The 11,801-nt window shown below is 63.6% G+C and carries 12 protein-coding genes; 3 read left to right on the top strand and 9 right to left on the bottom strand.

Annotated elements, in window-relative coordinates; genetic code table 11:
- The first annotated feature begins 64 nt into the window (after nt 1–64).
- Nucleotides 65–1,102: an aldo/keto reductase gene (locus tag FQ746_RS12210; protein ID WP_144109601.1), complete on the top strand. Its 1,038-nt coding sequence runs from the start codon at nt 65–67 to the stop codon at nt 1,100–1,102.
- Between the two features lie 6 nt (nt 1,103–1,108).
- Here FQ746_RS12210 and FQ746_RS12205 read toward each other — a convergent pair whose 3' ends face one another.
- The 7 genes from FQ746_RS12205 to FQ746_RS12175 form a co-directional block, all read right to left on the bottom strand.
- Nucleotides 1,109–2,359, bottom strand: a complete 1,251-nt coding sequence (locus FQ746_RS12205; protein ID WP_144109600.1) for an NAD(P)/FAD-dependent oxidoreductase — start codon at nt 2,357–2,359, stop codon at nt 1,109–1,111.
- Between the two features lie 44 nt (nt 2,360–2,403).
- A complete protein-coding gene (locus tag FQ746_RS12200) occupies nt 2,404–3,660 on the bottom strand; it encodes an FAD-dependent oxidoreductase (protein WP_144109599.1) in 1,257 nt (418 codons plus the stop codon).
- Nucleotides 3,660–4,040: a RidA family protein gene (locus FQ746_RS12195; RefSeq protein WP_144109598.1), complete on the bottom strand. Its 381-nt coding sequence runs from the start codon at nt 4,038–4,040 to the stop codon at nt 3,660–3,662. Before FQ746_RS12195 ends, FQ746_RS12200 begins: the two co-directional genes overlap by 1 nt.
- A 54-nt stretch (nt 4,041–4,094) precedes the next feature.
- A complete protein-coding gene (locus FQ746_RS12190; protein ID WP_144109597.1) occupies nt 4,095–4,748 on the bottom strand; it encodes an amino acid ABC transporter permease in 654 nt (217 codons plus the stop codon).
- A complete protein-coding gene (locus FQ746_RS12185) occupies nt 4,745–5,431 on the bottom strand; it encodes an amino acid ABC transporter permease (RefSeq protein ID WP_144109596.1) in 687 nt (228 codons plus the stop codon). The genes FQ746_RS12190 and FQ746_RS12185 overlap by 4 nt, the downstream gene beginning before the upstream one ends.
- Nucleotide 5,432: 1 nt before the next feature.
- Complete coding sequence (locus FQ746_RS12180; RefSeq protein WP_260853995.1) at nt 5,433–6,227, bottom strand: amino acid ABC transporter ATP-binding protein; 795 nt, start codon at nt 6,225–6,227, stop codon at nt 5,433–5,435.
- 105 nt (nt 6,228–6,332) lie between these two features.
- A complete protein-coding gene (locus FQ746_RS12175) occupies nt 6,333–7,367 on the bottom strand; it encodes a transporter substrate-binding domain-containing protein (protein WP_222105867.1) in 1,035 nt (344 codons plus the stop codon).
- Nucleotides 7,368–7,559: 192 nt separating this feature from the next.
- Here FQ746_RS12175 and FQ746_RS12170 point away from each other — a divergent pair, with 192 nt between their 5' ends.
- Together FQ746_RS12170 and FQ746_RS12165 are read left to right on the top strand one after the other, a co-directional pair.
- On the top strand, nt 7,560–8,300 hold the full coding sequence (locus tag FQ746_RS12170; RefSeq protein WP_144109594.1) for a helix-turn-helix domain-containing protein: 741 nt from the start codon (nt 7,560–7,562) through the stop codon (nt 8,298–8,300).
- A gap of 349 nt (nt 8,301–8,649) precedes the next feature.
- Nucleotides 8,650–10,023, top strand: coding sequence for an MFS transporter (locus FQ746_RS12165; RefSeq protein ID WP_144109593.1), 1,374 nt, complete (start codon nt 8,650–8,652; stop codon nt 10,021–10,023).
- Nucleotides 10,024–10,111: 88 nt separating this feature from the next.
- Here FQ746_RS12165 and FQ746_RS12160 read toward each other — a convergent pair whose 3' ends face one another.
- Nucleotides 10,112–10,939 (bottom strand): phosphodiesterase, encoded by an 828-nt coding sequence (locus FQ746_RS12160; RefSeq protein WP_144109592.1) that lies wholly within the window; start codon nt 10,937–10,939, stop codon nt 10,112–10,114.
- Nucleotides 10,940–11,005: 66 nt separating this feature from the next.
- Nucleotides 11,006–11,800 carry an HAD-IIB family hydrolase gene (locus FQ746_RS12155; protein WP_144109591.1) on the bottom strand — a complete coding sequence of 265 codons (795 nt, stop codon included), beginning with the start codon at nt 11,798–11,800 and terminating at the stop codon, nt 11,006–11,008.
- Nucleotide 11,801 lies beyond the last annotated feature (1 nt).

Genomic DNA, 11,801 nt, shown 5'->3' with positions numbered 1-11,801 from the left:
CGGACGCAGCCATTCGCTTCATACTGGCGCTTCTTTTGCCCCTGTTCTCAAGGACACGACAGCCATGGAATACAGACAACTCGGCCGCAGCGGTATCAAGGTCTCGACACTGACACTCGGCACGATGATGTTCGGCGGTCCGACCGACGAAGCGACTTCAGCGCGCATCATCGATCAGGCGCGCGAACAGGGCGTGAATTCGATCGATACCGCCGACGTCTACGTGAACGGCGAATCGGAGCGCGTGGTGGGCCGCAGCATCGCCGCGCAGCGCGAGCGCTGGGTTCTCGCGACCAAACTGGCGAACCCGCTCGACGCCGCCGACATCAACTCGAGCGGCGCTTCGCGCAAACATATCGTGCGGGCCTTCGAGGCGAGCCTGAAGCGCCTGAACACCGACTACATCGACCTGCTCTACATCCATCGCGAAGACCACGACACGCCCGTCGAAGAAACGGTGCGCGCGCTCAACGAGTTGATTCAGGCCGGCAAACTGCGTTACTACGGACTCTCGAATCATCGCGCCTGGAAAATCGCCGAGTTCAGTCACACGGCACAGGCGCTCGGACTCGATGCGCCGGTGGCGAGCCAACCGCTCTACAACATCTTCAACCGTCAGGTCGAAGCCGAGCAACTGACGGCCGCGCATCGCTATGGCCTGGGCGTGATTTCCTACAGTCCGCTTGCACGGGGCGTGCTGACGGGCAAATACGAACCGGGTGCCGCGCCGCTTGCCGATACGCGTGCGGGCCGCAGCGACAAGCGTCTGCAACAGACCGAATGGCGGCCGGAATCGCTGGAACTGGCGCGGCGCGTGCGCGAGCACGCCGAGGCGCGCGGTTTGTCCGCCGGCCAGTTCGCGCTGGCGTGGGTGCTGAACAGCCGCTACGTCACCTCGACGATCGGCGGCCCGCGTACCGAAGCGCAATGGCTCGACTATCTGCCGGCACTCGACTACCGGCTCTCCGCCGAAGACGAAGCGTTCGTCGATTCGCTAGTCGCGAGCGGACACCCGTCGACGCCCGGCTTCAACGATCCGGGCCATCAGTTCTTCGGGCGGATTCCCCGTCACGGCGCAAGCGACGACGCGCAGAAGAAGTAAGTTTTTTTACCTGAAACGCTGGACGGATACGCTGCGCAATACGTCCGGCGTTTCCCCGGCAACGAGTCGCGCCACCAGTTCACCGGTCGTACCTGCCAGCGTCATGCCGAGATGCTGGTGGCCGAAGGCGTAGATCACCCGTTTATCCGCGGAAGACGGTCCGATGACCGGCAGGTAGTCCGGCATGGTCGGCCGGATGCCGAGCCAGCTACTCGAAACGGGCGCCTTCAGGCCTATGTTGCGGCGCAGGCTTCGCTCGATAAACGCGGTGCGCGCGCCGTTCAGCGGCGTGGTCCAGCCGCTGAGTTCCACCGTCCCCGCAGCACGCAGACGCAGATCGCGCAACGGCGTCATATAGAACCCCGACTCGACGACGCAGGTCGGACGCGAAAACAGCGGCGCCTCCAGTTGAAACTCCACGTGATAGCCGCGCTCGGCGCCGAGGCGGATGCGATCGCCCATCTGCGCCGCGAGATTCGCCGACCACGCGCCGCCGGCAATCACGACGCGATCCGCGCGAAGCCCGTCACCGTTGCTCGAGCGCAGCGAGATACCGCTGGCGTCGGTCGACAGTTTCGCGATATCCATGCGGATATAACGCTGTTCCGCGAGTAGAGGCAGCGCGAGCGTCTTCACGAAATCCTGTGGATCGATGAGGTGCGTCGCCGACGGAAACAGCACGCCGCGCGCGGCGCGTCCCTCCATTGCGGGCTCGAGTTGCGCGACTTCCGCTGCGCTCAGCATGTCCTGCCGGATACCGAGTTCGCGGCGTAGTTCGATGTCCGCGGCGGCGCGCTCGAACGACGCCTGCGTCCTGTACGTATAGAGACAACCGTTGCGGCGAATCAGCCTGGCCGCTGCCGGATTGTCTTCGAGCAGCGGTGCGTAGCCGTCGTGCGCCTCGCGCAGCAACCCGCCCAGCGCGGCGGTATTCGCCAGAAACGCCCGCTGATTGCACTGCCCGAGGAACGCGGCAAGCCAGCTACCGAACTGACCGATGCGCGACCAGCGAACCGACAGCGGTGAATCGACGCCGAACAGCAAACCGGGCATATCGCTCCAGATTTTCGGCTGCGCGACCGGCGTGCACGCGTGGTCCGCAATCGTCGCGGCATTGCCAAACGACGTCGCGCCGCCAATCTCGCCGCGGTCCACCAGCAACACGTCGTGGCCCCGACGTCTCAACCAGAGCGCGCATGCCACGCCCACTGCCCCCGCGCCGATGACGACGATCTCGCGCTGCTGGTTGACGACCATTACTTGCCTTTGCTAGCGGTGGATTGCATGAACGACGCGCCTACCTACCAGAAACTTCGCGTCAGACTGAACGGCGTATCGCGGCCGTCGGACTGGCCGGTCACCATCGACGTGACGAGATCGGCGGAACCGCAGGCAAGCGTCCAGCCGAGCGCACCGTGCGCCGTATTGACGAACAATCGGGGCACGGCAGTCGGCGAGATGATCGGCAAGCCGTCCGCCGCCATCGGTCGCAGACCGCACCAGGGGTTGAGTTCCGCGGGCAAGCGTATCTGCGGGAAAAGCCGGTTCAGCGCGCGTTTGAGATTGTCGACACGCCCTGCCCTCAGAGTCTTGTCGAAGCCGTCGAATTCGACGGTACCGGCTACGCGCAGTTTGTCGCCGAGCGGCGCGACGCCGATGTGTTCGTAGTCGTCGACGATCGGCCGCTGCGGCAGAAATCCGATATCGTCGGCGGCGATGGTCAGCGAATAACCTTTGACAGGCGCCATCGGCAGGCGCACGCCGAACGGTGCAACCAGCGACGGCGACATGGCGCCGGCACACACCACGACGCAATCCGCAGCGAGCGTCCCGTCGTGCAGCCGCACACCGCGAATCGCGCCGTTGGCCATCTCCAGCCCGCTGACCTTGCAGCCCCAGCGAAACGACACGCCCTCGCGTTGCGCGGCCGCGGCCGTCGCGACGCTGAACGCGTGCGCATCGCCCCACGCATCCGATTCCAGCAGCAGCGCGGTGCCGATGGTGTCGGCAATCGGCGCCAGCGTGGGCTCCAGCGCCACGCTCTGCGCGGCATCGAGCCGCTTCACTTTCGCGCCCATGCGCTCCAGCATCTGCGCGAACGTTTCCGCACGACGTTGCGCGTCCTTGCCGCGAATCAGTTCGAGCAATCCGCCGCGCTGGATGCCGGAAGCGACCGTGTTCCGGCCCAGCAACCGTTCCATCGAAGCAAGGCTCTGCTGACCGAACGCGGTCAGCGTGGCAGCGCTCCGGTAGTACTTGTCGGCACGACAGTTGGCGAGAAAGCGCACGCCCCACATGCCGAGGCCCGGAATCGCGCGCGGTCTCAGCAACAGCGGCGCGTCCTCGCGGCCGAGCCATTTGAACAGTTGCGTCGGTGTGCCCGGCGACGACCACGGCAGCGCGCTATTGGCGGCCAGCAGGCCGCCGTTCGCGAAGCTGGTTTCCTGACCGGCCTCGAGCTGGCTATCGATGACCGTCACCCGGCAACCCGCGCCCGCAAGCGCGAGCGCGGTCGTCGTCCCGATGATGCCCGCACCGATGACGATGACATGCTTCATCAGGCAGCACCGCTCACATCGGCATGCGCCAGGATTTCGATCTTGCCGCCCGGCACCATCAGATCGGCGATGATGGTCGCGCGATTCGGGTACGGCTTGGTGAAGAAGCGTCGATACACTTCGTTCATCCCTTCGAAATAGCTCTTGTCCGTCAGGAACACCTGCACTTGCGTGACGTCGTCCATCGTCGCGCCGGCGGATTCGACGATCTGCTTGAGGTTGTTGAAGGTGAGTTCGGCTTGCGTGGCGATGTCGCCGTCTTCGATCGTGCCGTCGGCGCGAATCGGAATGCTGGCGGTGTACAGGGTCCCGTTCGAGACGGTTGCCCACTCGACCGGTGCGGTCCCATCGGGCAAACCGGTTTGAATGACCTTACGCATATCTACTCCTTGGTTTATATCGGGTTATCGATCAGAACGAACAACCGCCCGGGGTCATCCCTGCGAGGGACGACGTCGCTCGATGTGACGCATCAGTTGCGACAGCGGGTAACACAGCACGAAATAGAACGCCCCAACGGTGACGTAGATTTCGAACGGCATGAAGTACTGCGAGCTCAGATCCTGCGCACGCAGCATGAGATCGGGCGCGGCGATCAGCGAGGCGACCGAGGTGTCCTTGAGCAGCGAGATCGCGACGTTGCCCGACGGCGCGAGCACCAGACGGATGGCCTGCGGCAGCACGACCCAGCGCATCGTCGCGCCGCCGGTCATGCCGATGCTCCACGCCGCTTCGCTTTGTCCGCGCGGCACGGCTTCGATACCGGAGCGGAAAATCTCGGCGAAATACGCGGCGGCATTCATGCCCAGTCCGAGCACCGCGGCCTGATACGAATCGAAGCGGACGCCGATCGCGACAAATCCGAAATACACCAGAAACAGTTGCACGAGCGCGGGCGTACCGCGAAACACTTCGATATAGATGCGCGCGATGCGGGCCGCGACGCCTTTGCCATTCATCCTGACGATGGCTAGCACCATGCCGAGCACGACGCCGATGGCAATCGCCCCGAACGCGAGACGCAACGTCGCCCACGCAGCCTGCAACAGTTCGCCGTGTATCGAAGACCACAGTTCGGCGTAGCTCATGACAGCGCCGCTCCCCGTTGACGAAGTCCGCGTTCGGTCGCCGCCGATACCCGCGCGAGCACCAGGCTCAGCAGCAGATAGATGACCGCCACGATCAGATAGATCAGGTTGGTCTGATAGGTCTCGCTGACCAGCATCCTCGCGCGGAACACCAGTTCCGGCACCGCGACGGCGGACGCGAGCGAGGTGTCTTTCAGCAGACCGATGGCGAAGTTCGCGAGCGCCGGCAGCGCCAGCCGCATCGCTTGCGGCAGCACGACGGTGGTGAGCGCGAGCGGCCACGTCATGCCGATCGCGAGCGCCGCTTCGCGCTGTCCGCGGTCGACGCCGTTGATCGACGAGCGGAACACTTCGGAGAGAATCGCCGCGCCGTTCAGGCCGAAACCGAGCGTCGCCGCGACGAAAGCCGGCAAGGCGATACCGAGCCGGTCGAGCCCGAAGTACAGGACGAACAGTTGCGTGAGCAACGGCACGTTGCGAAACAGTTCCAGATAGACGTTCGCGACCGACCTGAGCAGCACGTTGCGCGACAGGCGCATCAGCGCGAGTGCAAAACCCAGCACGAACGCGACACAGAATGCGGCGGCGGTCAGCAGCACCGTGGTGACAGCGGCGATGCACAGCACGCGCACGAAGTACGGCAGGTAGTGCAGGCTGTGCGCCCAACTGGCGAGAAGCGTCATATCAATGCTCCAGCACCGCGCGCAGGAACGAGCGGGTGCGCTCGGCCTGAGCTTCGTGAAAGATCTGCCGCGGCGGGCCTTCTTCGACCACGAGTCCGTCGGCCATGAATACGACTTTGTCCGAGACGCTTTCGGCGAAGCGCATTTCGTGCGTCACGATGATCATCGTCATGCCCTCTTCCGCGAGCTTGCGCATGACGCCGAGCACTTCGCCGACGAGTTCGGGATCGAGCGCCGAGGTCGCTTCGTCGAACAGCATCAGGCGCGGCTTCATGGCCAGCGCGCGGGCAATCGCCACGCGCTGCTGCTGGCCGCCCGAGAGCTGGTCGGGAAAGGCGTCGCGTTTCGCGTCCATGCCGACTTTGGCGAGCAGCGCGCGCCCTTCTTCGATCAGTTCAGGACCGCTGCGCCGTTGCACCTTGCGCGGGCCGAGCAACACGTTCTCGAGCACGCTCAGATGCGGGAACAGGTTGAAGCGCTGGAACACCATGCCGATATTGGCGCGCATACCGGCCAGTTCCCGGCCGGACATCGGCAGCCACGACGTTCCGCGGCGGCGCTCGCCGATCGCGGTACCGTCGACGAAGATATGTCCCGCACTGGGCGTCTCGAGAAAGTTGACGCAGCGGAGCAGCGTGGTTTTTCCCGAGCCGCTCGGACCGATCAGCGCAACTTTCTGCCCCGGCATCACATCGAGGTCGATGCCCTTCAGCACGTGGTGCGAGCCGAAGGACTTGTGCAGTCCCTCGATGCGCACGAGTTGGCTCGATTCGACAGGAGACGCGGTGGATGACACGGTGAATGAGCCGGTGAATGAGCCGGTGACAGGAGCGTTAAATGAAGCGTTAAATGAAGCGTTGCTCGGTGTGCTGGACATATCTCGGTGCCCCATGATTGCGCCTCAGGCGAAGGCCTGACTGAAATCCCGCGGCGAGTGGGCAAACGGGCCGATCAGCGCGCCCTTCGCATCGCGGTCGACGCCGATGCGCGGATCGGTCGGCAGCGGCGCCAGGTAGTCGGGATTCGAAATGCCGTACTTGTCGAGAATCGGCTTGATCTGGTTGGTGCGCCACAACCAGCGCACGCCTTCGTTGATGCCGTCGAACAGATCTTTCTTGTCCGGGCTCACCCCCCAGATGGATGCGAACTTGCCGGTCAGGCTCGGGTAAGCCGCATCGAACGTGATCGGGATCTGCTTGAGTCCCCACGTCGGGTTCTGCTGGATCATGTAGTCGACGGTCGGCGCATCGAGCACGGCGAAGTCGAGCCGGCCGGCCACCACGTCGCGCAGACACGAGTCGATGCCGTCGTACAGTTTCACCTCGGTAATGCCCGGCACCTTCTTCATGTCGGGCACCGTCGAGTAGCCGGTGGCGGTGCCGATGGTGTGGCCGCTCAGGTCCGCGATCGCGAGCGTGGTCTTCTGCGTCTGGTTCTTGCGCATGATCACGTAGGCGCCGGTATAGAACACCGGATCGGTCAGCAACAGCAGCTTTGCGCGGATCGGCGTCCACGCGAAGTTGCCGCCGAACCAGTCGACGCGCCCCGATTTCACCGCTTCGATCACCGCCGAAAATGTCATCTGCTGTACGTCGATCTTCAACTGCAAACGCTCGGCGATCAGTTGAAGCATGTCGAAGTCCGTGCCGATCAGCTTGCCGTCGCGCACCGAGGCGATCGGCATGTCGCCCAGACACGCCGCCGTCAGATAGCCGGGCCGCACCGTCTTGATGGGCGCAAGCGAAGCCGCGGCCAGCGCCGGGCGGCTGAGCATGCCCGCGCCGAGTCCGGCGACCACACCGTAGCCCGCCGTCTTGAGAAAACCCCGGCGCGACACGTTGGCGGCGTCGATAGCGCGAATAACAGGATCAGCAGAATCGTCGAACATGGTCAGCCCTTCATTGAGTGGATTGGACGGTGAAACCGGAGAACTCATGGGTAACTACGCTGCCGTTTTGCATTTATGCAAAACCATGAAAATGATCCTATTGAGCTAAAATCCGGGGGTCAAGAAAAAAATTTTGCAAAGATGCAAAATTACGCAAAGCGCGCACGGAGGCCGGCGGCCCATGTCATCATGGCGACCTGAACAGTTCGTCCTCTTTGCATTCCACGAGTCAGGAGACACATGCAAACAGAGAATCCGCCGCAAAAAACGCGGCATCGGAAGAAACAGACTCACGTGAGTGCGCCCGTGGCCGAGGTAGTCGGCGCCAGTGCTGGGGGGGCGCGCAAGCGCAAGCCGGCCATGGCGGGCGAGCCTGCTACGCCAGTGCCGCCGGTCACCCCGGTAGCGTCGGCGAGCGACGCGGACGCCGTCGCTGAAACCAGTCCCGGCGAGACCATTGCGTATCACCGGCACGCGCGCGGCATGACGCTCACGGCGCTCTCGGCCTTGTCGTCGGTGTCGATTTCGACCATCTCGCGCATCGAGAACGGCCGGATTTCGCCGACCTATTCGGTGCTATCGAGACTCGCGAAGGCGTTGGAGATCCGCTGGCCGGATATGGTCGGCGGTAATGAAAAGTCGTTCGCGCAAGGGTGCCGGGCGGTGAGCCGCGCGGGTCACGGCGTGAAGCATCCGACGTCGACCGGCATTTTCGAATGGCTTGGCGCGGATCTGGTGACCAAGTCGATGGAACCCACGCTGATCGAAGCGATTGCGGACACGGGCAAGCATGTCCTCTCGGCGCACGATGGCCAGGAGTTCATTTTCGTCACCGAGGGGTCGTTGATCTTCATGATGCGGGACTATGCGCCGCTCACGCTGGAGAAAGGCGACAGCGTCTACTTCGATGCGGGCACGCCGCACGCGTGCTATGGCGTGAGCATGCCGGCGCGTTATCTGTCGATCGTCGCACGGCCTTGATTCAACGCGGCGACCGGCCTAAGTCAGCGTGGGGCAGCTTGGTTCAGCGCACGCCTTCGTCCGCTGGCCTTTTCTTTTTGCTCGTGAACGTCTTGCCTCCGCACCAAAGTGCCTGCACAGAAGTGCCTGCACAGAAGTGCCTGCCTGAAATCGTTGCACAGATGATCATACCGATTGCAACGACGTGCAAAAACCACTATAAAGTCGTCTTGAAAGAAATTGCGCCGTTTTGCCATCATTCTGAAAGAACAGGCAGCGCACAATCCGCGATCTGGCCGCGATGGAACCATGGTTCCGGCGCGGCGCTTTTCCAGCGCGGACACATTAAGCACAATAGGGGACTTCAAGCATGAGCTTCGACCATCTCGATTCCGACCGGGTCAGACGATTCCAGCGCAAGGTCACGCTGCTTTCGGCGGGGGGAACCTTCCTCGATGGCTTCGACCTGACCATCGTGGCAGTCGCACTGCCCGCGGTCATCAAGCAATGGCATCTCGGCGCGGGCACGCAAAGCATGGTGGTGTCGTCGGCCATCATCGGCTCGTTTATCGGCGCCGCCTGGCTCGGCCGTCTGACCGACCGCTTCGGGCGCAAAGCCATGTATGTGGTCGACCTGCTTGCTTTCGTGCTGTTCGCGGCGCTCACGGCAGTGTCGCAAAGCGCCTGGCAACTCATCCTGTTCCGCTTTCTGCTCGGTGTGGGCATCGGCGCGGACTATCCGATCTCCGCGACGCTCGTCGCCGAATTCAGTTCGCGACATAAGCGAGGGCAACACGGCACCTTCCTTGCCGCCATGTGGTTCGTCGGCGCCGTGGCGGCATACGTGGTCGGCCTCGCATGTCTGCCGTTAGGCGAGAACGCGTGGCGCTACATGCTCGGCATCGGCGCGGTGTTCGCGCTCATCGTGTTCTTCTTCCGCATGACCTTGCCGGAGTCGCCGCGCTGGCTGCAATCGAAGGGCCGCCATGCCGAAGCCGAAGCCGTGATGCTGGCAGTGACCGGCGAAAAGATCGTGCTCGCGCGCGAGACCCGCTCGGACGGCAATCTCGCCGTGCTGTTTTCCAAACCGATGCTTCGCCGCACGATCTTCGTGCTCGGTTTCTGGTTCTGCTACGCGACGGCCTATTACGGCATCTCGATGTACGCGCCCACCATCATCTCGCCGTTCTCGCACGGCTCGCGCGTGCTGACCATCGTCGGCTCGGGGGCGATTGCGATTCTCGGCATGGTCGGCGCGATCATCGGCATGAATCTGGTGGATCGCTGGGGACGCCGGCCGTTGCTGATCACGTCGTTCGCGGGTCTGTCGGTAGCCTTGCTGGTGCTCGCGCTCAACACGAAGCCGACCTTCGCGTTCCTCGTCGTGCTGTTTAGCTGCGCGGTGCTGTTTGCGAATTCGGGCGGCGGCATTCTGAACTTCGTGTACCCGACCGAACTGTTCCCGACCAATGTTCGCGCGGGCGCTTCGGGCCTCGCCACCTCGGTGAGCCGTATCGGTTCGATCATGGGTGTGCTGGTGTTCCCGAACTTCGTCGCATGGTGGGGCGCGAGCGTCGCGCTGTGGTTCTTCTTCGGTATCGCGTTCGCCGGCTTGCTGATCTCGGCCTGGCTCGCGCCGGAGACGCGCAACATGACGCTCGAACAGTTGAACGTGAGCGGTGCCGATAGCGATGCGGCAGGACGCGTATCGCAAGCCACAGGCGCGGAGATGGCGCGTCGCTAGGCTTCAGCTCGCTGCATGCGAATAAAAACGGGACGCCTTTTATGGCGTCCCGTTTTTTTTTGCCGTTCGGCTAGTACCCGGATGGCACTCAGTCGATCAACGCATGATTGTCGTCGAAGAAAGGATGAGTGCCGCCGAAGTCGCCCACATACGCGGTATGCGTGACCAGGCCATCCTGCTCCGTATAACGATGCAACTGGAACGCCGGCGGCTCCATGATGAATCGCGACGGCCCGCGCGGACGCAGATCCAGCGCCACCTGATGCGCCGGCGACGGGCAAATGCTCGCAATGGTCCCGGCAAAGCGCGTCTGGATCGCGCGATGTACGTGACCGCACAGCACCCGCTCCACTTCCGGATGACGCGCGACGATGGCTGCGAGTTTCGTCGCGTCGGGTTCGGCGAGGTTCTGCACGTCCATATGCTCGATGCCGCACACGAACGGCGGATGATGCATCGCGACCACCGTCGGCCTGCCCGCTCCGTCGGCCAGCGTCTTCTCGAGCCAGTCGAGCCGCTCGTCGCACAGGCGGCCGCCACCATGCGGCGGGTCCTGCGTATCCATCACGATCGCGCGCAGCGGCGCGAGATCGAGCACGTACTGCACGAAGCGCGGATGCTGATGCAGATACGCGTGATCGGAGAACACCTCGCGCAGCGCGTCGCGTCCGTCGTGATTGCCGATGCACAGGTAGTACGGCACCGCGAGCGGCTCCAGCAGGCCGCGCAGGAACGTGTACTCCTCGGCATCGCCGAAATCGACGAGGTCGCCGGTAATCAGCACGGCATCCGGGCGCGGGTCCAGCGCATTGAGCTGTTTGACGCAGCGGCGCAGACAGGCCGCCGTATCGACGAGGCCATAGGCGAGCTTGCCCTGGCGTTTGATGTGAAGATCGCTGATTTGCGCGATGAGCATGATGATTCCTGCGGGTGACGTGCGGCGAATGTGCTGCGAACTTGCTGATACAGGCGGTTGCCTATTTTACGACTGGCGATGCGCGAGCAGATGATCGGCGAGCTCGGCGAAACCGTGGCCGCCTGCGCCGTGGGTCACGTAGGCCGGCGGCGTGTCCATCCTGTCGACGAACTGACGCACGTTGGCGACGCCCACCGAATGCGGAAAGTAACCGAACATCGGCTCGTCGTTCGGTGAATCGCCGGCGAAAACGCTGTGCGCGCGCAACGCATCAAGGTCGTCGCCCCACACTTCCGCGGCGAAGCGCTGCGTCATCGTGAGCTTGTCGTAAGCACCGAACCAGCCGTTCACGTGTATCGAGCTGACTTTCGCGGTCATGCCCGCCTCGCGCATGATGCCGGCGATCTGCGTGACCTTGTCGTCGGCTAGCGGCGGCACGTCCTCGCAAAAATCGATCGCAAGGTCGTACAGACGGCAGAACTGGTCGGAGGCCACCGCGCATTCGGGCACCGCGTCGAGAATGCGCGCGCGTACCGCGTCGAGCTTGCCCGCATTGCCGCGCCGCGTGTCGTGGTCGAACACATGCCGCTCGCGCAGCTTGCCCGACGCGCGATCGTACCAGTAGTAAAACGCGCCGTTTTCGCCGATCACGCCGTCGATCGGCCACATGCGCGCAATGTGATCGCACCAGCCGGCGGGCCGGCCGGTCACCGGCACGACGCGCACACCCGCCGCGTGCAGCCGCTCCATGGCGTGATAGGTGTCGGCAAGCAGGACGCCGTCGGTGGTCAGGGTATCGTCGATATCGGTAAACACCGTGTGGATCGACGAGCAGTCGCGAAAGTGATCGAGAGCGAGCATG

Origin of the sequence: Paraburkholderia sp. BCC1886, assembly GCF_900996245.1 — a bacterium.
Taxonomy (GTDB): Bacteria; Pseudomonadota; Gammaproteobacteria; order Burkholderiales; family Burkholderiaceae; genus Paraburkholderia.
The sequence above is the reverse complement of the archived record's forward strand: the minus strand, read 5'-3'. Positions and strand labels throughout refer to the sequence as shown.